The sequence below is a fragment of the Peribacillus sp. YIM B13477 genome, assembly GCF_042787955.1.
In the GTDB taxonomy this organism is placed as follows: domain Bacteria; phylum Bacillota; class Bacilli; order Bacillales; family DSM-1321; genus Peribacillus; species Peribacillus frigoritolerans.
In genome coordinates this window covers 144,458-168,320 of sequence record NZ_JBHZPD010000001.1, presented here as the reverse complement: position 1 = coordinate 168,320, position 23,863 = coordinate 144,458, and the positions used below count along the sequence as shown (strand labels likewise).

At 33.8% G+C, this 23,863-nt stretch carries 19 protein-coding genes; 6 read left to right on the top strand and 13 right to left on the bottom strand.

The genetic code is table 11. From position 1 onward, the window contains the following. Positions 1 to 3: 3 nt before the first annotated feature. From ACFX4H_RS00790 to ACFX4H_RS00760, 7 genes are all read right to left on the bottom strand, one after another. Entirely contained in the window at positions 4 to 861 is an 858-nt protein-coding gene (locus ACFX4H_RS00790; RefSeq protein ID WP_377433513.1) for an NAD-dependent epimerase/dehydratase family protein, read from the bottom strand. Beyond that, positions 858 to 1,493 (bottom strand): sugar transferase, encoded by a 636-nt coding sequence (locus ACFX4H_RS00785; protein WP_377433510.1) that lies wholly within the window; start codon positions 1,491 to 1,493, stop codon positions 858 to 860. Before ACFX4H_RS00785 ends, ACFX4H_RS00790 begins: the two co-directional genes overlap by 4 nt. A 219-nt stretch (positions 1,494 to 1,712) precedes the next feature. Further along, positions 1,713 to 2,606 carry a UTP--glucose-1-phosphate uridylyltransferase GalU gene (gene galU / locus ACFX4H_RS00780; protein ID WP_377433508.1) on the bottom strand — a complete coding sequence of 298 codons (894 nt, stop codon included), beginning with the start codon at positions 2,604 to 2,606 and terminating at the stop codon, positions 1,713 to 1,715. Positions 2,607 to 2,628: 22 nt separating this feature from the next. Then, positions 2,629 to 4,449, bottom strand: a complete 1,821-nt coding sequence (locus ACFX4H_RS00775; RefSeq protein WP_377433505.1) for a polysaccharide biosynthesis protein — start codon at positions 4,447 to 4,449, stop codon at positions 2,629 to 2,631. A gap of 304 nt (positions 4,450 to 4,753) precedes the next feature. Continuing rightward, positions 4,754 to 5,518 (bottom strand): tyrosine-protein phosphatase, encoded by a 765-nt coding sequence (locus ACFX4H_RS00770; RefSeq protein ID WP_377433503.1) that lies wholly within the window; start codon positions 5,516 to 5,518, stop codon positions 4,754 to 4,756. Positions 5,519 to 5,657: 139 nt separating this feature from the next. Next, on the bottom strand, positions 5,658 to 6,335 hold the full coding sequence (locus tag ACFX4H_RS00765) for a CpsD/CapB family tyrosine-protein kinase (RefSeq protein WP_377433500.1): 678 nt from the start codon (positions 6,333 to 6,335) through the stop codon (positions 5,658 to 5,660). Between the two features lie 33 nt (positions 6,336 to 6,368). Beyond that, positions 6,369 to 7,049, bottom strand: a complete 681-nt coding sequence (locus tag ACFX4H_RS00760; RefSeq protein WP_377433497.1) for a YveK family protein — start codon at positions 7,047 to 7,049, stop codon at positions 6,369 to 6,371. A 475-nt stretch (positions 7,050 to 7,524) separates the two neighbouring features. On the opposite strand from ACFX4H_RS00760, the gene ACFX4H_RS00755 reads away from it, so the two are divergent. The 3 genes from ACFX4H_RS00755 (at position 7,525) to ACFX4H_RS00745 (ending at position 10,728) form a co-directional block, all read left to right on the top strand. Beyond that, entirely contained in the window at positions 7,525 to 7,821 is a 297-nt protein-coding gene (locus ACFX4H_RS00755; protein WP_377433494.1) for a helix-turn-helix domain-containing protein, read from the top strand. 924 nt (positions 7,822 to 8,745) lie between these two features. Continuing rightward, on the top strand, positions 8,746 to 10,026 hold the full coding sequence (locus tag ACFX4H_RS00750; RefSeq protein WP_377433492.1) for a hypothetical protein: 1,281 nt from the start codon (positions 8,746 to 8,748) through the stop codon (positions 10,024 to 10,026). A 510-nt stretch (positions 10,027 to 10,536) separates the two neighbouring features. Then, positions 10,537 to 10,728, top strand: coding sequence for a hypothetical protein (locus tag ACFX4H_RS00745; RefSeq protein ID WP_095678497.1), 192 nt, complete (start codon positions 10,537 to 10,539; stop codon positions 10,726 to 10,728). Positions 10,729 to 11,064: 336 nt separating this feature from the next. On the opposite strand, the gene ACFX4H_RS00740 is transcribed toward ACFX4H_RS00745, so the two are convergent. Genes ACFX4H_RS00740 through ACFX4H_RS00730 form a run of 3 tightly spaced genes read right to left on the bottom strand, consistent with a single transcriptional unit; the run spans position 11,065 to position 15,769 of the window. Continuing rightward, the gene (locus tag ACFX4H_RS00740) at positions 11,065 to 12,993 is read right to left on the bottom strand and encodes a PTS fructose transporter subunit IIABC (protein ID WP_377433489.1); all 1,929 of its coding nucleotides are present in this window, start codon (positions 12,991 to 12,993) and stop codon (positions 11,065 to 11,067) included. A 14-nt stretch (positions 12,994 to 13,007) separates the two neighbouring features. After that, entirely contained in the window at positions 13,008 to 13,886 is an 879-nt protein-coding gene (locus ACFX4H_RS00735; RefSeq protein WP_377433487.1) for a ketose-bisphosphate aldolase, read from the bottom strand. Positions 13,887 to 13,903: 17 nt separating this feature from the next. Then, positions 13,904 to 15,769, bottom strand: a complete 1,866-nt coding sequence (locus ACFX4H_RS00730) for a BglG family transcription antiterminator (RefSeq protein WP_377433485.1) — start codon at positions 15,767 to 15,769, stop codon at positions 13,904 to 13,906. Between the two features lie 608 nt (positions 15,770 to 16,377). On the opposite strand from ACFX4H_RS00730, the gene ACFX4H_RS00725 reads away from it, so the two are divergent. Continuing rightward, positions 16,378 to 17,580 carry a glycoside hydrolase family protein gene (locus ACFX4H_RS00725; RefSeq protein WP_377433483.1) on the top strand — a complete coding sequence of 401 codons (1,203 nt, stop codon included), beginning with the start codon at positions 16,378 to 16,380 and terminating at the stop codon, positions 17,578 to 17,580. A gap of 93 nt (positions 17,581 to 17,673) precedes the next feature. On the opposite strand, the gene ACFX4H_RS00720 is transcribed toward ACFX4H_RS00725, so the two are convergent. The 3 genes from ACFX4H_RS00720 to galU (ACFX4H_RS00710) all read right to left on the bottom strand — a co-directional run bounded on the left by ACFX4H_RS00720 (position 17,674) and on the right by galU (ACFX4H_RS00710) (position 22,413). After that, positions 17,674 to 20,640, bottom strand: a complete 2,967-nt coding sequence (locus ACFX4H_RS00720) for a CDP-glycerol glycerophosphotransferase family protein (RefSeq protein WP_377433481.1) — start codon at positions 20,638 to 20,640, stop codon at positions 17,674 to 17,676. Between the two features lie 149 nt (positions 20,641 to 20,789). Next, entirely contained in the window at positions 20,790 to 21,386 is a 597-nt protein-coding gene (locus ACFX4H_RS00715) for a serine O-acetyltransferase (RefSeq protein WP_323603116.1), read from the bottom strand. Between the two features lie 142 nt (positions 21,387 to 21,528). Next, positions 21,529 to 22,413, bottom strand: a complete 885-nt coding sequence (gene galU, locus ACFX4H_RS00710) for a UTP--glucose-1-phosphate uridylyltransferase GalU (protein ID WP_241634714.1) — start codon at positions 22,411 to 22,413, stop codon at positions 21,529 to 21,531. Between the two features lie 806 nt (positions 22,414 to 23,219). Here galU (ACFX4H_RS00710) and ACFX4H_RS00705 point away from each other — a divergent pair. Continuing rightward, a complete protein-coding gene (locus ACFX4H_RS00705) occupies positions 23,220 to 23,429 on the top strand; it encodes a hypothetical protein (protein ID WP_377434769.1) in 210 nt (69 codons plus the stop codon). After that, positions 23,389 to 23,607 carry a helix-turn-helix domain-containing protein gene (locus ACFX4H_RS00700; protein ID WP_377433478.1) on the top strand — a complete coding sequence of 73 codons (219 nt, stop codon included), beginning with the start codon at positions 23,389 to 23,391 and terminating at the stop codon, positions 23,605 to 23,607. Before ACFX4H_RS00705 ends, ACFX4H_RS00700 begins: the two co-directional genes overlap by 41 nt. Positions 23,608 to 23,863 lie beyond the last annotated feature (256 nt).

The following is a 23,863-nucleotide window of genomic DNA, read 5'->3' as shown; positions in this document are numbered from 1 at the left end:
ACTTTATTTTTCCGTCAACTCAATGGTTTTCCGAAAATCCCCTATTTGGTAATTCTCTTTATAGTCACTCATACTTTGGTCATAAACTAAGTTACCAAATACTTTATTAAAAAGTTCTGACTTATGACCTAAAACCTGCAGTATTGGATTGAACAACTTTGTAAGTATGATTTTCTTACCGTGCACATCAGCTATCATTTTTACCATCTCACTCGTTTTAACATACGCATTATTTTGCGGGAAGAACAATCCACTTTCTTCATTATCAACTACAAATCTGATAAATTCACAAAGATTATCTATATGAAGCATACTTCGCTGATTATCGATGTCTGGAAAAACGGGTAACTTTTGAGCTACTTTTGCCAATTTGGGGTAATTGCCTTTAGAACCTCTTCCGTAAATCATGGGTGGCCTCAGGATAGCTACTTTGAATTTTTTATTTTCTAAAGGTTTAATACCTTCTTCTGCTTGCAGTTTGCTATTACCATAGAAGTTACTTGGCGTAGGAACTGTGTTTTTATTAATTATCCGTTTATTACTGCTGCTATTGCCATACACAATAATACTGCTCATAAATATGAACTGCTTTACTCCTTCAACTTTAGACTTTTCGGCAGTTTCAATTGTGAGATCACGATTCACTTTATAATACATCTCTTCCATCTTTGGATCCGACGAGACATGTGCTATTCCAGCCATATGCAGTACAGCATCATATTCCGAAAAATCGTGCTTCTTCCATAAATCGTTTCTTAAACTAATGAATTCTATTGAATATTTATCAGGATAGTTTCTAAGCCATTTCTCAAGACTTGTTCCTATATAGCTATTTGATCCTGTTATCAATATTTTTTTCATTTTGATGTAGTCTCCTTAGTACTCTCTACTTCCTTTTTTCCTATTCTTCCTGTTCCACCTTCGATAACACCATCACTCTTAACAACACTCACGATGGTACCAAAGAAGCACTTAACATCCATCCAAAAACTTAACTTTTTAACGTATGTCCCATCCAGCTTCGCCTTTATTTGAATAGGTAGCTCATCCCTACCATTAATCTGCGCCCAACCAGTCAATCCAGGTGGTACATCATTAGCACCGTATTTATCTCTTTCTTCTATAAGGCTATATTGATTCCAAAGCGCAGGTCTTGGCCCAATAATACTCATCTGTCCAACAAAAATATTCCAAATCTGCGGTAGTTCATCCAAAGAAGTTTTTCTCATGAACCTCCCCACCTTCGTAATGTATTGCTCAGGATTTTGTAATAAATGCGTTGGAGTATCTTTGGGTGTATCAATTCTCATTGTACGGAATTTCAAAATATTAAAATGAGTCTTATAAATGCCGACACGCTTTTGTTTAAATAACACCGGTCCTTTGGAGTCAAGTTTAATAGCTATAATAAGAATCAAGAATATTGGTGATAAAATAATAAGCCCCATTATAGAAAGAATGATGTCAATCAGTCTTTTTATCTTTAAATACATGCAGTAACACTCCTTGATTGAGATTTATTAAATTAGCACTCAAGTGTCCTTTTAAACTTGATACAATTAACTACTAATCAACTAAATATAATTTCATCTTACCCTCATACTCAACATCAAAATATTCAAAGAAGATGGTAGCTAAACAATTGACGTGCCTAACTACCCGTTCCTTGGTTATAATCTGTGATCTTTAGTTATAAAAAACGATAATAATACCTATGCATGAATCTTTTCCGAAGAAATATCCTTAATCATTTGTTCTAAATACTCTACTAACTCATCTTTTATTTCTTCGTTCTGTAGTGCAAACTCTATCGTTGTTTTCACAAACCCGAACTTTTCTCCAACATCATATCGTTTTCCTTCAAAATCATAAGCAAAAACTTGCTGTATTTTGTTTAACTGTTGAATTGCATCAGTTAATTGAATTTCTCCACCTGCACCAGCTTCCTGCTGATCAAGCATATTGAAGATTTCAGGAGTAAGGACATATCTTCCCATTATTGCCAAATTGGAAGGAGCTGTTCCTAGTGCTGGTTTTTCTACAAAGTTTTCAACTTGATATAGTCGTCCATCTTGAAAAGCTGGGTCTATTATCCCATAGCGATTGGTTTCTTCCTTAGATACAGTTTGAACTCCGATAATTGAGTTGTTTGTTTCCTCAAACTGATTTATCAACTGCTTTAAGCAAGGAGTTTCGCTCTGTACAATATCATCACCTAAAAGTACGGCAAATGGCTCGTCCCCAATGAATTTACGTGCACACCATACAGCGTGACCTAATCCTTTTGGTTCTTTCTGTCTAATGTAATGGATATTAGCAAGGTTAGTGGAATATTGTACCTTATTGAGCAACTCTCCTTTTCCTTTTTCCATAAGATTCTGTTCAAGTTCAGGAGCGTAATCAAAATGATCTTCAATCGCACGTTTACCTTTTCCAGTAACAATTATTATATCTTCTATTCCTGAAGCAACAGCTTCCTCTACTATGTACTGAATCGTTGGTTTATCAACGATTGGCAGCATCTCCTTAGGCATCGCTTTAGTAGCAGGCAAAAACCGTGTACCCAAACCCGCTGCAGGAATGATTGCTTTTGTGATTTTCTTCACTTATTAGTCCTCCTACTTATGGCTATTTCACTGCCGATAAAGCTTTGTTCTTTCTTCGATTTGCTAAATTTATAACGAAATCTTTAAGTTCTGTTATGGAAAAATCATCATAGGAGTTTAAAAGATATTGTATTTCCTCTTCCTGTTCCAGTACCGCTTTCCCTATAAAAATTTTAGGAAACACAGCTTCACTATGAACCTCTTTTTCCCCTAATAGTTCCTCATACATTTTTTCACCAGGACGGATTCCTGAAAATTCGATTCCAATTTCGTCTATAGAATAACCTGATAACTGTATAAGATTTGTGGCTAATTCTACAATCTTAACTGGCTCACCCATATCAAGAACAAAGATTTCTCCACCTCTAGCCAAGGAACTTGCTTGAATGACTAATCTGGAGGCTTCAGGTATAGTCATAAAATACCTTGTCATATCGGGATGTGTGACCGTTACTGGTCCACCTGCCTGGATTTGCTTTTTAAATAAAGGAATGACACTTCCTCTGCTGCCTAAAACATTTCCGAAGCGAACGGCAACAAATTTTGTTGTGCTATTTTTTGCTAACTGCTGGATGATCATTTCAGCAATGCGCTTGGTTGATCCCATTACGTTTGTTGGGTTAACGGCTTTATCAGAAGAAATCATTACAAACGCGCCTACACCAAAAGTATCTGACGCTTCTGCAACATTCTTTGTACCAAAAACATTATTCTTAATTGCTTCACGAGGGTTGTATTCCATTAGTGGAACATGTTTGTGTGCAGCCGCATGGTAAACAACATCTGGTCGGTAGGTTTCCATCACTTCAAAAACTCTGTCTCGATCTTGAATATCTGCAATTACAGGTATGATCTCAATTTGATCTGCATATAGCTTTTTCAGTTCCATATCAATCTGATAAATACTATTTTCTCCATGGCCTAGGAGAATAAGTTTACCAGGTGAGAATCTGCATATTTGACGGCAAATCTCTGAACCAATTGAGCCCCCAGCCCCAGTAACCAGGATTGTCTTGCCCGTTACATATTCTGATATACTGGTTATATCCAATTCAACAGGTTCTCTTCCTAAAAGATCTTCCACTTCCACTTCTTTAAACTGATTAACAGCTACTTTCCCTAGCATAATATCTTCAATCATCGGCATGATTTGTGTTTTTGCATTCGTTTTCACACATTCATCAAAGATGACCTTCAATTCTTTCTTACTTAATGAAGGAATCGCAATGACAATATTATCTATATGATATTTTTCCACCATTTCGGGGATATGGCTGGAGTTACCCACAACGGGTATTCCTAATATGTCTAGTTTATCCTTTTTCGGATCATCATCAATGAATGCTACTGGTTTAAGTTCCGTATCATGATTATTAAGAAGTTGACGTACAACCATGGTTCCGGCAGATCCCGCCCCGATTACCATGGTGTTTCTGGTTTCCTTTTGATTATTTATCAAACGGTCACGCAACATTCTCCACGAAAAACGGGAACCGCCAATAAGAATGACATGCATCATCCACGTCAATGCCATAGCCCTTACATAAACATCTTGAAAAACCATTAACTGGATGGCGATAACAGTGATAACCGATAGGCTTACGGCTTTAACAATGGACAGTAACTCTCCAATACTTGCATACTCCCAGGCCTTCTTATACAGTTTATAAATAGAAGCAAAAAAATGATGGCTGATTAATAGAGAAACCGATGTGACTAAGAGTGTTGGTAATTTAAATATTTCCAAATAGGGATACAAGAATAAATAACTTACATAAATGGCCGATAATACTATTAATGAGTCTAATAGGGCCAGAAGTGTTAATCGTTTTCGGTAGGCCAACCACATTTCCCCCTTTAATATTGTGTGATTTACTCTCTATTAATTACAGTTTTTACGAATTGTATTTTATTTCACATGATTTTCATTTTTATATAAAAATGAAAATCATGTGAAAGTTTCTTTTTGTTTGCCTTTTTTTTATGTCCTTATGACCTTAGGGTTATTTGTCGTTGAACGGGTTACTAATCTGTACGAAGGTAATTTATAAATCTATAATTTACATCCAGTAGATATATAACGTAGGAAATTTTATATGAAGGCAAAATTTTTTATAATATGTAAATCTTCCTAATAATTTATCCTTTTAAAAGATTCCCAAAATTCTCTTTTTGAATGGCAATGGTTTTTCAATTGCAGGGCATTGGTCCTTTAATAACTGTTCAGCGTTTTCTTTGAAATAAAATGTACGTTGTATTCCAAATCCCTTTGTGATCGTTTCATAGGCTTGTTGTAACGTGAACCCTCTAGAGCCTATATTATGAGCATCTGTTGCAATAAAATGGGCCAGATTATGTTCGATTATCTTTTTTGAAAATGATTGAATACTTTTACCGAAGTTCCCGATGATACTGCCAGAGGTAAGTTGAGTTAACGCGCCTTCCTGGACCAATTCAAATAATAGTTTATGATTTTCAATCAATTCCTTATTTCTCTCCGGATGTACGATAATCGGTGTGATTCCTTTAAGCAGCAGCTCATATATTACTTCTTGTGTGTATGTAGGAACCCTTCCCGATGGAAGCTCTAACAGTAAATACGTACCGTTATCGTCCAGTGTTAGAATTTCTTCCTTTTCAAGTGAAGAAAATAAATCACGGTGTATTCTTACTTCTTGCCCGAGATGAATGGTAAGTGGAATATTTTCTAGTTGAAAACTCTTATTTAACCTAACTGCACGGTCAATGATGTCACTTTTAATATTTACATATTTCTCATTTAAGTGATGTGGCGTGGCAAAAATATGGGTGATTCCTGCTTCTGCCGCTTTTCTTGCCATATTCAAGCTTTCCTTTATATTCGCAGATCCATCATCCACTCCTGGGAGAATGTGACAATGTATGTCGATCAAATTTCATACACTTCCTTTATAAAACAAATAGGTGAAAAGACCTAACTATTTAAAAATAGGAACTATTACCCTGATTAATAGTAGCATATAAAACTGCCATCAAACAGGGTGTTATTTTGTCGAAAAATGTTTTATTTCATTAAGATTGATAATAATAATAATTGCTGTTATCCGTTTCAACGCCATTCAAAACGACTCCAAGCAAGGATGTATTAGCTTTCACTAAAAGCTCCTTTGCTTTCACTGCACTTTGTTTGTTTGTCTTGCCGCTCGCCACTACCATAATCACGCCATCACATTTATTGGCTACAATCTGGGAATCAGGCACTACCAGAACCGGAGGTGTATCAAAAATGATATAATCATACATTCCTTTAAGTTCATCAATCTCTGTTTCTATCGCTTTAGAATTTAATATCTCTGAAGGATTAGGTGGTATTGGCCCACTTGTTAAAATGTCTAAATTTGAAACATTTGAATTCAAGATAGTTTTTCTTAAGTCCATTTTCTTAGTCAATACGCTTGTAAGTCCATGTATATTACTAAGGTTAAAAGCATAATGAACCGATGGTTTTCTTAAGTCCGCATCCACAAGTAATACTTTTTTTTCTTCTTGAGCAAGCACAATCGCTAGGTTGGCAGCTGTTGTCGATTTCCCATCATTAGGCTCCGATGAAGTAACCACAATCGTTTTGATTTCTTTATCAACGGAAGAGAATTGGATGTTTGTCCTAATTAATCGATATTGTTCAGTAATAGGCGATTTAGGATTAGTCTGTGCAATTAAATTCACTTGCTTTTCATCTTTACTTCTCAAAATCCCACTTCCTTTCTTAATGTCACTGAATGGTTATTTATGTTGCGATATTTTTTGAATAGATCCAAGTAATGGCAAGTCAAGGAGTGTCTCAATATCCTTCTCGTCTCTAATCGTATTATCCATATACTCTAGTAGGAATGCCAAGCCTACTCCAGCCATCAATCCTACGACGACCGCAATAGCGATATTCAATAATGGAGAAGGTTTTATAGGATTAGGATTTTCCTTAACTTCTGCCTTAGCAAGTATGCTAACGTTGTCGACTTTCATAATATTTTTGATTTCCTTTTGAAAAATTGAAGAAACCGTATTGGCAATCTCTACTGCCTTGGCCGGATTACTATCTTTAACCGTTAATGAAAATACTTGCGAATTTTCTTGACTGTTAATCGTAATTTTTTCACTAAGTTGATCTACGCTTTGGTCTAGTTCTAGCTCTTCAATAACCTTCTCCAAAATGGCTGGACTTTTTATGATCACACTGTATGTATTAATCATATCGATATTGGATTGGATTTGTATAGAGTCCAATTGGTTTTCCGATTGTTTCTGATTAACGAGTATCTGTGTTGAAGATTGGTAAATGGGTGTTAATAAGAAATAAGAAATTGATCCACTAATCAAAGCGGCAATTAATGTCAGCAGTATGATTAGCTTCCAACGTTTCTTTAATGTTTTAAAAATATCATTAATACTAATAGTTTCTTCCATTTCATCCTCCTGATATGTTAAAAATGACCTATTGCATTATACCATAATATTACCTATTATTATGTATTTTCAAGGAATTTTTCATAAAACTTACAATGAATGAATACTTTTCAAATACCAAATTAATTTTATAAAAAAGAAAACGGTAATACAAATGAAATAATTGTCATTTTTGAAATATTGCATTTATCACGCCTAAACAACTCATTTTCCAGAATATTTTCACCTGAAATTTTATTAAACCTAATTATACACTCATTCCCATAATTTGTTTCTTTATTTGTAATTTAACAATATTTTCTAGAAACGCACCTAACTAAATGCCTACCACAACAGAAAAATCCGTTTATACATATAATTGTGTCAAGTATTTTAGTGCCTAGTTATCATTAAAAATGAAAGGAAAATGTGTAAACTGAAAGTGATAGTTTAAATCAGTATATAATTTTATATTAATGGTTAGGGTGTGGTCAAAATGATAGGTTACCGAGTTAAGTTGCTTAGGGAAGAAAGGAAAATGTCAATTAGTGAACTCTCTGCAAAATCCGGCGTTGCCAAATCCTATATAAGCTCACTGGAAAGAAACCTTCAAACAAACCCTACTATATTAGTTTTGGGAAAAATCGCTAAAATCCTTAGTATTAAAGTGGATGCTCTGTTGAATGAACAGGCAGATAGTTTAGATGCTGAATGGAAAAAAATCATGCAGGATATTGTGGGTTTAGGTATATCAAAAGAGGAAATGCGCCAATTTATCGAAGATAGAAAATAACTGCCCTTATTACTTGGAGAATATAAAAACTTTTTCTTGGCTCTATAACTATTGATAAGGATCTCACTTACTTCATGATGATGATTTTATTATTAGTAAATATGTCGGGCCAATCTCATATTCTCTTTCTTTATCTTCTTTTCAATCCGCTCGACTTTCTAGGATTCTTTAGTTTCATCCCTCCAATAAAATACATCTTTAACTATTCTCCATTTATATATACATTAGAACATTGACACTATTAAGTCATTTTTTTGAATCAACAAGGTATTATAAGTCAGAAGCTTCTCTCAGAGACTTAAACTTATTTTTATAGCTAAAAGACACATTTTGAGTGACTTTTCGTATACTTAAAAACAGTAAAGTAATGAAAGATTTTTAATTTAGCTATTATTAGCGAAAAACACATTTGTTTTTTGTAAATTTAATGTTATAACCTATTATTATTTCTTCTCTTTCCTCTATTTCCCATTCTTTTCTTTTCTTTTCTCTCTGACAATTACCAAATTCCGATTACTTAAATTCTATAGAAAACCCGAACTATTATCTTGTATTAGCAAATACTTAAAAACCTTAATATCTAATTAACAACTTTTTTCACCATTCCAGCTACTTGTAAATATAATAAATATAATTAAAAAAATTGAAAATTCAGACTTTTTATAAGCTATTTGGGAATTTCCAGTTGCATTTTAAATGAATTCATAAAATGCATATCGACATCTTAAATACCCAATGTATTAAATACCAACCCGCCGTTAGTTCTAACATAATCGAGAAAAATGAAAATATTTTAAGCAACATTTCAATTATTCTTTTTTTATTGGTGACTGACAAATAAGGACAGGCGACGGCACCTAAGACAACACTGGGTATACTCAGTAGAGAATATATATTGCTGAAATTTTTGGGAGGCTTAATAATATGGATAATTTAATTGAGAAGGGTACTATTAGTCCTGATGAGTTCAAAGGTAATGATTATGAAAAGGTGCAATCAGCTATAATTCATGCTATCGCTAACAAAAAATCTGTCGCCTTGTCAAGAATGTTCGATGTTACAAATCAAAACCCATTGTTTATAGATAAGTCGAATGACCGTTGGTCCCTCCAATTCTTTGGGAGTGGTGGTGGTTTTACGAAAACAAACAATGGATTCCTCTTCTCTTCAAATAAAGATGTCATTGGTGATCTTAATTTTAACATGGTTAAATTCGAAGGTGTATCTGGAGCTGGGCTGAAGATATTCAATAGCAAAAAAATCATTCGGGTATTTTCTTTAGGATGCATTTACAGAGGGGTTGATACAATTGCTTCATCTGTGGATAGTTATTTACAGTCCTATAGATTTAATGGTGATAGCATAGTGGGTGGAAAAGGGAATGCAATTGAATGTGCAGGCGCTTTCGATACTGTATTTAGTTCGGTTCTAGTGGAACAGAGAGAAAATTTTTTTAAGCAATTTAAAAATACTCCTTCACCCTATCCATCACTATACAATGTAACTTTTAGAGACGTATGTATCGAAGGTTTAACTGGCTTTGCTTATCATTTTTGTAGTGCTAATTTATTAACAATTGACGGCGGGTATTATGAAAAAAACATTGGTGGAGATATTTGGTTTGACAATACAGGAGTATATACCGCGGTTTCTATATCAAATATAAGATCTCAAGCGATTGATGAAAATCCTAATAAGTTAAGTGTAATTAGATGGGGGGGGACTATTCAATCAGCGAAGACATTTAACGTGGTTAGCATCGGAATGCCAGTTAATGATACTTCTGATGTGATCATGGGATATATCACAACTGAGAATGAACGACACCAAAATAATGGCGTTGTTAGAAATATTGATCCTTCAAACCGATTAATCAAACAAGCTTCGAGTACACTTATTACTAAAAACGAAAATGTGTCTTTAAGTGATTTTGGCATTTATAGAAGGTTAGCCTCAAGTATTAATGTAAATATTTCCGGAAATTCTTATGAAAAATATAGTATAGATATGCGACAACGAATAAATTTCGATGATAGTGTCTCTATACAATTAATTAAACCCAATGAATTAGAGATTGTGTTATGTAGCTACCAAAAGAAAAGTGCTAATATTTTGGAAGTGTGGATAAAAAACAATTCGACATCTATGGCAAACATCCAAATATATGTGACAATATTACAACCATTTTTCAGTATTTCTGGATAAAGAACTAATATTTCAGTATGATGGTACGGTTAATAATACCTTTTATTAATTATATAAAATATTCACATTGCTAAAGGTGATAAATTTTTTCCTTTACTTATTTAATACTTAATGAAAAAATCCCCCTACACACTAATAACTTTACCATCATAAAAATCCTCCCAGTATTCCGTTTGGCCCATTCTTTTTGTTAAAATATAGATTCATGTCCACTAAAATATTCAAGGAATACTGAATAATAGTTTCAAATGAGACATCTTTATGGGTGTTCTTTTTAATGTAAACACAGAAATAACCTTGTAGAACAGATAGAGCATTTTCCGAAGGATTTAGAGCGCCAGAGACCACAAGGTTAATAAATGTTGTCAACACACCACGTTTCCCCATCAAGCACTTTTTTAACCCCATGTAAACTATGTTATGATTTTATTTGTTTTAAGTAATGTTATTGTATTTCCTGTTTCCATCTCTCTTTTTCGTTGTATGATAGAAAAAAAAGGAGTTTTGGGAATGATTATTCTGCAGTATATTGGAAAAGTTTTTTCATTCATGCATAAGGATATACCGGAAACTCATATTAAATGTCATGTTTGTGCAGGTACAGGTGCCTACGATATTTATACAGATTGCCTTACCTGTAATGCAAAGGGATTGATCAGTAAAGTTGAGTATAATAGGAGGCTTGAAGAGGGTGAAATTTAAAGTATTTCGTGAAGTCGATATATGTAATCAAAGAAGCAATATTGGCTATTGCTTCTTTTTTTGTCCAAAAAAATACCGTTTGCCCGCAACATTAATAGGCTATTTTATTATCACATCCGTTAAATTAGTACATGGGAAGCCTTGGTCAGAATTCAGGATTGCACTCGGGTGAAACTCGTGATTCAGAGGCAGCATTAGCTTATTTAAATTACATAAACAATATTCTTATCTAATGAAAGAATCCCTTGGGAATTTTCAAGGGATTCCTTCATTAGTTTTGTGCAAAGACTCTTCCGTAGCTTCGTACAGTACCAATGTAATTTTCACTCGTATAAATTACACTGCTTTAATTTCAATTGCTACTGTTTTATTTCCTGACTTCTCACTAGTATTATCTTGTGTTCTGTTAAGAGGTTTTTTTAATACTCCAATTATACAAGCTGTAATAATCGAACCAATTAAAATACATACAATGTATAACAATGGACTGTTTGCAGCGATAGGAATTACAAAGATTCCGCCATGAGGTGCCTGTAAAGAAATTCCTAATGCCATACAAATCCCTCCACCAATTGCTGAACCAACAATATTTGCTGGAATTATTCTTAATGGATCACTTGCTGCAAACGGAATGGCTGCCTCAGTAATAAAAGATGCCCCCATGATATAAGCGGCTTTTCCTGCGTTGCGTTCTTCAAGTGAAAATTTATTTTTAAATAGTGTTGTTGCTAATGCAATCCCTAATGGAGGTACCATCCCTCCAACCATTAGTGCAGCAGATGGTTCGTAAATATGATTTGCAAACATCGCTAAGCCAAATGCTGATGCTGTTTTATTGATAGGGCCGCCCATATCAGATGCCATCATTCCTGCCAAAAGTGCTCCTAATAAAATTGCATTCGAACCAGTTAAACCATTTAACCAACCTTGTAACGACTCATTAATCCACGCCATCGGATTATTTATTACAAAGTGCATAATAAAGGCTGTTACAAACGTAGCTACTAAAGGAAGTATAAGTACCGGTGAAAGACTTTGTAATGAATCTGGAATGCCTTTTAATAATTTTTTCAATCCTAAGATTGTATAACCAGCAATAAAACCAGCAATCATACCACCTAAAAATCCTGAACCACCTAGGGTTGCCATCATACCACCAATCATACCTGGTGCTAAACCTGGACGATCTGCAATACTATACGCAATATATCCTGCTAGTACTGGAACCATTAGTGCAAAGGCTGCGCTGCCACCTGCTGTACCTAGAAAAGCGGCGAATGCATTATATTCTGAACTAGTCGGGTCTGAAGCATGAATGCCAAACATAAAGGAGATTGCGATTAATATACCGCCAGCAACAACAAATGGAATCATAAAAGATACCCCATTCATTATATGGCTGTATATTTTAGGTTGTTTTAATCTTGTTTTTTCTTTTGCTTCCTTTAACTTATTGTTCCCCTGATTTAAAACCGTTCCTTTTCCAGAAATAGCATCTTCAATCAAATCCTTAGCATGATGTATCCCATTTTTAACAGACGTTTTAATGACCTTACGATCACCGAAGACATCCATGTCCACTTTAACATCCGCAGCAACGATTATGCCATCTGCTTCATCAATATCTTCTTGAGTTAATCTGTTCTGTATTCCCGTCGATCCATTGGTTTGAACTTTTATTTGAACGCCAAGCTCCTCAGCAGCATTTTTTAATGCTTCTGCAGCCATAAATGTATGTGCTATTCCAGTAGGGCATCCAGTTACTCCGACCAATTTCTTACCAAAATACTTCTTATCATTCGCATCTACTTGTACCATTTTTTCTTCAGCATTTGCAAATAGCTGGACAACTTCATGACTATCTTTGGCAAGAATAAGCTTAGCTCTAAAGGTTTCATCCATTAGAAAAGTGGAGATTTTAGATAAAGTCTTTAAGTGCTCAGTTGAAGAATCCTTGCCGGCTGCTATCATGAAAAATAAATTGCATTTCTCAGAACTATACTTAATTCCACTTAAAGATCTTCCCATAATAATAGCGGGCGATTTAACTCCAGCAGATTTTGCATGTGGAATAGCAATACCAAACCCCACTTCTGTTGGAACCTGATCTTCTCGTGCCCAAATATCCTGTTTAAATTGTTCAAGATCATGTAAGTGGCCGTTTGTATTTAATTTTTCTGCAAGCTCATTAATTAAGTCCTCTTTCGTTTCAGCAACTAAATCTAATATTATGTTTTCTGGCCTTAGGACACTAGAAGTCATCATATTTATCCCTCCTCTTAAATTTCTCCTAATTTATAGAGTGATGCTTTTCCAGTTGAACCAAATAGATCCATTTTCTTCTTTACTAATTCGATAGCTGCCTTGGTTGCTTCAGGCATTAATATATCTGGTTCGTAAGCATTTGGATTTTCATCAAGCGTAGCTCTTAATTGGTTATAAAACGCTCTCTTCATATCTGTTGATAAATTGATTTTGGCAATACCATGTTTCACAGCTTGTCTTATTTCTTCATCTGGATTGTCTGATCCACCGTGTAGAACTAAAGGTATGTTTACTTTTTCATGAATCTTCTTTAATCGATCAATTTTAATAGAGTGATCTTTCGTTTCTGGGTATAAGCCATGTGAAGTTCCTACAGCAACAGCAAGCGTATCAATTCCTGTTGTTTCAACAAAAATGGCTGCTTCATCGGGATTCGTATATAAAATCTCATCTGCTCCGCCTTCTGAACTGCCCTCATTACTTCCAATAGTACCTAGTTCCCCCTCTACAGACACACCTACCATATGAGCAAGTTCTACTGCTTTTTTTGTTAATGCCATATTTTCTTCAAATGGTAAATGTGACGCATCCATCATTACTGACGTATAGCCATTTCTAATAGATCGAGTAATATCTTCGATTGTTGCCCCGTGGTCTAAATGAATAACAAAAGGAACTTTAGACTTTGACGCAGCTTCTCGTACATAGGCCACAAATTCATCAGTCACTAAATTTATTTCATTCGGGTGAATTTGAAGTATGGCAGGAGATTTTTGCTTCTCTGCAGCACTTACTACAACTTTGACAAATTCGCTATTTGCTACATTAAATGACCCAACTGCAAATTTATTCTCATAAGCTACTAAAAGTAAATCTTTCATATTCATTAACATTTCTATTCCTCCTAATATTATTTGGAAGACCAAACTTCCAAAAACTCATCATAATTGTTTACATTTAATAATTTTTCTGTCATGTTTGTTTGCTTAAACACATCATGAATCTCTTCAAAAAACTTTGTATTATTTACCTTTTGATTTTTTGGAGGGATAAATAGAAAGATAATTTGAGCCATTTTGTCTCCCCACAAAATTTTTTGTTTATTTATTGCTACTAACACTCGTAATTTTTTGTTATTTCCACAATCAAATGGATGCGGCATGGCCACTAAGTTACCAATATTAGTACTCGACATCTTTTCTCTCTCATTAATGCTTGTATACAGATGTTGAATATCTCCAAACTGCGTAAGGGTTTTTAATAAATCTATTTGATTCTCTTCATCTAAGAAATAAATATCATTCGGAGATAAATAGTACTTTAGTAAGCCACGATTTAATTGACTAGAAATAGTCTTCATATCTTCATTTGTAATCATTTCACTAACGAGAATACAATTTTTTACATTTAGGTGTTGCGCCTCAAGGATTACACTAGTAGTTACTATGGTTTCTATCTCTTCAGGAATTAAATGGATTTCATGATTTGCAAATAAACCATCAATTTTAATATTTGGGAAGTATAAATTTATTTTTCTTTCTATTAGCTTACCTACTAACGGGTTTTTCCCATAAATAATTGCAATTCTTTTCCTTGTTTCTTGGGAATTTTCAATAATATTCATAATATGAAGTGTCAAGTAACCGATTTCATTTTCTGGTATCTTTATATTTAAGCAAATTTGTAATTCTTTCGCTAAAACCACTGCAATATTATAAGCACTCATATATTCCATCTTAATTTGAGAAATAAATGGATTCTCTAAAGGAAAGTAATATTTTAATGGATATAATGACTTTGTAATATGTACCAATAGGCGATTAAATAACTTTTCATTCTTTCGACTTGAAAAGCCATATCGATCTCCAACATTTTTTATAACCGCTTTTACTTTTTCCTCTATTTCATCTGAGTGTTCATGCAAAGTTACTTCATTTTTCTTTGGTAATATTTGCAAAGAAATTAACAAGTAGCATAAATACTGATATTCATATTCGTCAAACGGTACATCCATTTCCTTAGCTAAACGACTAAGGATTAACTTTGCTATTTTTAATTCTTCAAAGCACGTATTATCTAACCTCATGTCTTTTTCAGCAATTTTTTGATGAAGGCCTACTCGTTTTAAACTAATCATTATGTTCACACATATTGCGAATAGTTCTTCAGAGCTTAGTAACAAATTATACTTAGTGACTTCTTCTTCAATACAAGAATATACTAATTGAATTGCGGACTGACTAAACCAATCACCAAAATAGTATTGCAGCGCTTCATCAAGCGACATTCTCTTTAAACAATTTGTTGTTACTAATTTTTTTAGTAATAGTCGTTTTTCTACTTCACTTCCCTTAAGCCTTACTCCTTGGAAGATAATTGCTTCAACCTCAATGTTCCATTTTTCGGCTTGGATTATTTGAAATAATCTTTGTACGTCTTTCCTAATTGTTTGAGTAGAAAAATAAAGTTTTTTTGCCAGTTCATCATAAGTTATAAAACCAGTTTCAGATAAAAGTGTTTTTATAATATGAAAAGCTCGCTCTTCGTAATCATCTTCATTTTGCTGAATATTTGATAAATCCCCAACTAATTTATATCCTTTTTGAGTACTACCAGTAATTATTACTTTATCTAAAAATGTTTCATTTATTTCCCTAATGTCATTTCTAATTGTTCTTGTCGTTACATTAAATAGATTAGCAAGTTCGCTTCCACTTACAAAGTCATCGTTAGATTGTTCTAAATATTCCAATAACTTAGTGTAACGTTTTTTCATTAGTATTTCCTCCTCACAATTATATTAATGTAAGCGTTTCACTTTTACCAAGCCTATACATTTTCCTAATAGTTAGGAAGTGTTTAATACTAGGATGATGTTATAATAGACCAACGAAGGAAAGATGGTCGAAGAACTCTATGCAATTTGGAAATAAAACGATACCGTATACACTGACGTGAAACCAACGTCTCAAAACTTTATATATTTCTGTAGATTAGCATGGCGTGTCTGTCATATCTCCTTCTAATATAGATGTAGAAAAGATTTTACATAAAAAAGTTGGTTGGACCGTAAAACACCTATTGGATTCCAATGATATTCAATTTACTATATCCTGATCGCTTTCAGCCAAGGCAACTCAATACACACAAGAAGAATTCGTCTAATGAGGAAAAATGAATTCACGTGGTTTACATATAGAAAGAGATGAATTACGCCTAGCTTCAGCGTCATAAGAAGATTTTCGTAAGGATCGTAAGGCTGGTGTAAGCAAATTGCTCAATAAATTTTATTCCATTAGTGAAAGCCAATAAACCATACCTCTCCAAGACTGCATGATGCAAGGAATTATCGGTAGCATACCCAAAGAATGAAGGTTGAAAAAATTGAAGAAAATATCAGTCATCTTAGTTATTATTGTAGGCTCCGTAGTGCTGTTCAAATTATGGAATCCTTTTGCACCTCCCACCCCGGATAGGTCTTCAGAAAAGACAATCGAGCAATCTACAATTCAGAAACCTTTTACGGAAGAGATATTGCACCTTTTGCAAAAAGACTATAAAACAATCCCAGTATCAATCCCACACGGAAGTGATGCGAGTAAACAGATTCAAAAAGCATTGAACACTGCAAGAGATTCGGATACACCTATTAAAGTATTATTGCCTAAAGGAAAATACACACTGAAAAAATCATTACACATTTATAGTAATACATGGCTTAAAATTCCATCTAAAACAATTTTGCAAAAAACTGACTCAAATAATGACATTATGTTGTTGAATGGAGATTTTAAAGCTGCTTACCATGGTTATAATGGAAATTCCAACATTATTATAGATGGCGGGATTTGGGACGCTGGGGGAGCGGATATAAAACTACGAACTCCTTCTGTGTTTGGTTTTGCCCATGGTCATAATATCCTTATCCGGGATACCGTGTTAAAGAATATAGTAGGTGGCCATGCAATAGATTTAGCAGGCAATAAAAATGTTCTCATACGAAATAGTAAGTTTTTAGGATCTCGTTCGAGTAATGATGATTACACAGAAGCCATTCAGATTGATGGGATGATATCTGATAAAGCATTTCGACGATTTGGGAGTGTTGACTTTACTGTAACTAAAAACGTTAGGATAGAACATAACTATTTTGGGAATTCGCACGTAAGAAATATGAATCCGTGGGGGGTTGGCGTAGGCAGTCATTCAGCGTCCCATAATAGACCATACACAAACATTCAAATTATAGACAATACCTTTGAAAAAATGACATATGCAGCTGTACGAGGACATAATTGGAAAGACATTCTTATAAAAGAAAATCAATTCATAGAATGTGCACAAGGAATTCAGATTGATAGTCTAGGTAACTATTACTATACGAAGAATGGTAAGGATAAAAGCTCAAAAGGGGCATTAGTGATTGCTAAGTTTGAAATACACAATAATGACTTCGTAGATACATTAGGTTCCCCAATAGTTCTATATGGGAAAACTATAGAATTCAGAAAGAGCGTGAATGCTTCTTCAAATTCCTTTATTAATTCACCCTCAAAATCATTAGAAACAAATACTGCAGCTGATTAGCCGGTACCTAATCCATAGATAAAAGCCCCTAGTTTAAATCCTAGGGGCTTTTACTTTTACCGTTAATATTTAAACTAACGGCATTTCAAGTTTTTACCTTAATATATTTAACATGCTCATGCCAATCCGGCCAACAATTGGATTTTGCTTGTACTTTCTCCAAACATATTTAAGAAGGTAACTTCTTTTCAAGACTTTTAGAATTCCATCCGATTTAACAAGTGATTTTTCACGTTCACTGATATACTTATAAATCCTTGAGCTGTTATCGTGATCAACATGTTTAAAATAATTGTTTCTAATTGAACTGAATTCTTCTTTTTCTTTAAACCCATTGTTTATATAAACTCTTAATTTATCAACTAACTCTGAAGAGTTGTAAGCAACCTCTCCAAAAACATCATTTCTTAAATCCATGTAGCTACCCTGATTCTCTATATACTTATCCAAATCAAAATGAAAGAAGAGAACGGGTTTCTTTTGATAATATGTCTCCCAAGCTACACTAGAGTAATCTGTAATCAATAAACTTGAACGCATAATTAAATCATTAATTTTTGCCTCGCCAAATTGTATAACATTAATATGCTCATGAGAACTAGTGAAATTTGCAACGTATGGCATAAATTTTGGATGGACATAGAAGTTTAATGTGATATCATTTTCCTTTAACAATTGAGAGAGCTTTTCTGATTGTATTAAACTGTTATATTCATGATAATAATCTGATAAAACAAATTTATCATCCTCTACCTCTTCAAGCCAATTTCTCCATGTAGGCATTAAGAAAATCTCTTTTTTTGTATTTTGAAGCGATTTATCCTCTAATGCATCCCATCTTGACAGGCCTGTAACAATGACGTTTTCTTCATTGTATCCAAAATAGCTTTTTACGATTTCTTTTTCAAAATCAGAGGATACTACAAATAGGTCTGCACCGTTCGATGAATTTGCTTTAAATGTATTATCGACTCTTTTCAAACCTAGTACTCCATGTTGTAAAAACACATATTTCTTCTCATTTAAAAATTCCCGGATAGCTCCTTGGGAAACCCTCCATGCATACCCGTGACCTTTTGTCTCCGAAGATACAATTAGCTTTGATCCAAGTAATAGGAGGAGGTGTTTGACACTCATAAAATAAACGATGCGCTTTTTATAGGGGGCTAAATTTTTTTCATCAGCAGATCCCTTTTTAATCACATAGTATATCTTTTTATTATAATGATTTTCATAACAATATTTGAAGAAATAGAAACTATTATCTTGAGCCGTTTCGGAATATTTTTCATGAATAAGCCAAATTGGCTTCCATGCAAAGTACCAACCCAAAAGAATGTATAGGAAAAAGGCCGTATACTCGTTAATCTTATGCTTGAAAGACTCAAATTCACCTATTTGTCGATAGGTTAAACTCAGACAATCATTCATAGTAATATAGGGATAAATCATATATTCATCCGGGGTATTTATCGTATATCGAAACATACCATGTTTCAATTTTTTACTAATTAAATAATTATCATTGTTAAGACGTACATGGCGTTTATCACCATTACCTAGAGTAATTGTAATGAAAAAATCCCAATAAAATTGCTCTAATTCTAACTGACTAATATTTAATTCTGCTTTGACCTTTCTACTATTCTTGTCCTGTGACACCTCTTTAGCACAAGGGACCTCAATTACCTGGCTCTTATCCTGTCGTAACCTTAGTGTTACATGGTCTACTACAAAATCATTTGTTTCTTTTACATGAATAGAGGCAGTAAGTTGTAGTAATCCTTCCTTATTCATAGATACTTCATGAAGTTTTGTTTTTGCAGGATACTTTGAATTCATATACTGTTCTTCAGTACAAAAATATAATGAGAACTCGTTATCTTTTGTCAGATATGGTGATATACCTACGGCTTCATTTAGCATTAAATAACCTGCACGCTTATCTTTCTCTGACAAAGGCATAACGTTGTAGTTTCCTATCCGTCTGTTCACTTTCACGTGATCATGGGAGAGTTCCATATACAAATCCCAACGGCTTATAACAGCAATCTTTTCTTTCAACTGTGAAGCCGGAATGATGATCTGTTCTTTCCCCCCGGATACGGTCCTTTTTACATCAAGTGTTATTATTTCAGGCTCTTGTCTTTTCTTTAGATAAAATTCAACCTTATTTGCATGCTTCAATTCTTTTGACGATATATCAAATGTTATATATCCATCCTCAATCCTTAGATTTTCTGCATCCACTTGCCCTTTAATATGTTGAATAATCGTGGGCATTTGTTTTACTTGTTTTCTTACAAGAAACTTCATTTCATCATCTTGGTATTTCACTTGAACATTTATACCATAGCGTTCTAGTATATGGCCTTTGGTCATTTGTAAATATAAGTTCCATTTTCCTTTTAGTGAAACCGAATGAAGGTCTTTTTTACTGACTATAAGAGTTTTTCCATCAGTATCTATATTCATGGGAAGAACAAAAACATTGTCCCCACTTTTCATAACAAGTCTCATATCTTTTATGTTATTATTTAAAGTCTCAGAAAAGTTGAGGAATACTTTTGTATCTGTTTCTTTTACACTCAATACTTGTTTAGAAAGACGTATAACATTATAACCAATGTCTTCCAGTTGCAGCATATTAGCGCTGTGGATAGATAAACCATTTTTTTCTGTTAGATAAGGAATAAAAGCCTGTGTTCCATTATTAATAATGGGCTTTAAATAGCGCATTAATTCAGATGCTGCACGTGCAGCATATAGGCCTATTCTCTTCTTACGAACATCTTTATTGCTTTCAACTTCAATAAAGAAGTCCCAACGTCCCTTGTCTAACCCTTCAAGTTCCTTTAAAGGAATTATAATTATGTGCTCCTTTAATAATACTTTACGCTTGTAAGATACAATTCTTTTCTTATTACTATACCGACTTTGAATTTGAAGTTGAAATGTATCCATATTATCTAAAATTTCTTTAGCAAAAGTAATTTGTAGATTTACCCCATCCCAGGTGACATTATTAAATGCCAGTTCATTTTCTTTTCTCTCACGCATTTTGATACTCCTACTCCTCCTTATTTTCCCCATAGCCATACACTTATTATCTTTTGTATGATTAGCTCTAATTGTAAAGGGAAGCACTGATGTTGATTGAATTTTCTGATTTGATTAACATTGGCTCATATGAAGAGATAGCTAAAATTTTATTTTTTATTCATGTATTTCTTTTTCACTTTGTCATATGCTCTTACAACTTGAGTTTCTGTATTTCTAGAAATAATTTTAGCTGGAATACCTACAACTGTGACATTATCAGGTACGTCTTTGGTTACTACTGAATTAGCACCAATTGCAACATTGTTGCCGATTCTGATACCCCCAAATATCTTTGCGCCAGGTCCTATGTACACATTATTTCCGATTTTAGGAACCTGACCTTTATGAACTCCAATATTAACTCCAGAATGAATTTCACAATTCTTACCGATTCGAGCCTTCTTATTAACAATTACAGAACCACTGTGAGGTATCTTTAACCCTGGACCGAAGGACACTGGATGTATTGATATTCCTAGCATAGATCCTACCTTTTTAAGTTTTCTCAATGACCTGTTATATCTCCACATGGAAAATGAACTGTTTAATTTCTTAGTCTTTAAATACTCTGATTTTCTAAGCAGACGTTGGAAATAAAGTTCAGGATGCATTACTTTATAGCTGTACTTCCACTTTTTCAACTTTCTTGCTACTAAATCAGATTCTAGATAAATGTAATAATCGTCACGATTCTTAATTGCCAAATTGCTCTCTCCTTGATGATAGGTTACTTTTTCACTTTACTCTTTACGTTTTTTCTCTAATTCCCACACGAAGAAAAAGCCAGTAGTAACTAGCCTGATACCTCTAGAAAGTCTCCGTGCGGACAGAGAAATATAAATTAAATTAGTTAACCTGTAACAGCTCTTCTTTTTCTAAAATGCCTTTTATATATCCAAGAAGTTCTTTCTTTAACTCTTCATTTTGCAATGCAAATTCTATGGTAGTTTGAATAAATCCTAATTTCTCTCCAACATCATATCTTGTACCTTCGAAATCGTAAGCGAAAACTCTTTGGATTTGGTTTAATTGTTGTATTGCATCGGTTAACTGGATTTCTCCACCAGCTCCAACCTCTTGTTGTTCTAATAACATGAAGATTTCAGGTGTTAATATATATCGTCCCATGATTGCTAGGTTAGATGGTGCTGTACCTGGTGAAGGCTTTTCTACAAAGTTCAGAACTTGGTAACAATTACCTTCTTTCATTAGAGGATCAACAATTCCATAACGATGTGTCTGATTTTCAGGTACTGTTTGTACACCAATTACAGATGAAGAAGTTCTTTCATACTCATTTATAAGTTGTTCCAAACAAGGTGTTTCAGCCTGGACAATGTCATCTCCTAATAGGACTGCAAATGGTTCATTTCCAATAAATTTACGAGCACACCATACTGCATGCCCAAGACCACGTGGTTCTTTTTGTCTTATATAATGAATATTTACCTTGGAAGACGCTTGTACCTTTTCAAGCAAGTCATTTTTCCCTTTTTCTAAAAGATTCTGTTCCAATTCCACAGCGTAATCAAAATGATCTTCAATAGACCGCTTTCCTTTTCCAGTTACAATAATGATATCTTCAATTCCAGATGCTATTGCCTCTTCCACTACATATTGAATGGTAGGCTTATCTACAATTGGCAACATCTCTTTTGGAATGGCTTTGGTTGCAGGTAAAAATCTTGTTCCGAGACCTGCAGCTGGAATAATAGCTTTTTTAACTCTCATCTTTTGGTTCTCCCTCTCTTGTCTATAAGTAAAATCGTAATGTTTTTTATCTTTTGCTTGGAAAAGAACCATATGTTGTTCAACCGTTATATAAGCTCGAATATGGTTGTATATGAATCTTGTTTTAGTTCCCGAAAATATCCCCAGTATTTCTAAGAAATGGAAAAATATCTCGAATTTGAGATAGGTAACTCAACTTTTCATTAGTTTCAGTGTTTATTTATTCGTACTTCAAGGCATCTTAAAGTAGCTCGAACAACTGCTCCAATGAACAGCAAAATCGAGTTCGTTGACTTCGTCACAAATGTTACCCTATAGCTAGAGCCTTGATAAAGTTCTGTAGAGTTTAAGTTTTCAAGGTGAGAAACTTGAGTAGATAATATAATCTGCAAAATTTTTAGAGTCTTTAACTATATGATAATGCGATTTTTTACCGTCCCTTATTAAGCATCATCAGCCTCTAGTACGATGTACTTATTGTTACAACTTTATAAAAAAACAAGTGTCTTTTTAAACATAAAATTTATTTTAACACACTTTTTACAATTAGTAACATTGTTTTAATAATTGACCTAAATGTGATTTTAATTCCCTTGGAATATGAGTGAATATATGATTATTATTAATTGCATGTGTGCACTTTACATTGAAGCAAGGATTAGCCCGTTTATCTTCCAATGATTCAAGCATTTCTCCGTGATATTATATAGGGAATATAGACCAAGCGTTTAAGCCTACCAAATATCAGATTAGCTCCTTATAAAATTTGTTAGTTTAACAAATGATAAGTCTAAGGAGTGATACATTTGAAAGTGGAAGGTGTATATACTTATTTATGTGAAAGTTGTTCCACACTGTTTGGCGTAGTTTCTCGTTTTTCTGTAATGGAAGATAGAATTGATACACTGACGTGTCCCAAGTGTTCTAAGAAAGTAGCAGTTTGCATGGGAGAAGGGCATATAAATTACGCAAATTTTGAAAAAAAGGGAAGAAATAATAACGAACGAAACGGATGAGATTTCACAACTGCCAGAATTATTAACTGTAGAGCATTTGGCAGCTTATTTAAATGTTAGTGAAAGAACTGCTGATGAATACATGGGAAATCCCGATTTTCCTTTAATTCGTTTAAAAAGGTCCAAGAGGGTTTTCAGGGATGACTTTTTAGACTGGTTACAATCAAAGAAAGAATGAATGGTTTGGATTTTGTATGGCTACTATAATTTTTTAAAAGCAGAGGTGCTACGTAATGGCATCACCTTATTTGTATTTTTCTTTTTAAACGATGATGGCAATTTAGATGAGATCTGATTTATTGAATTTCTGCAAAGCTGAAGCGGCACCTTCATTACATTCATTTTCCTCGACCGCTTATCTTTGTTTTGGCTATTGCTTATTTTTTTGCCCAAAACGGTATCGTTCCCCCCTTCAATTGATACAAGAACAGCCC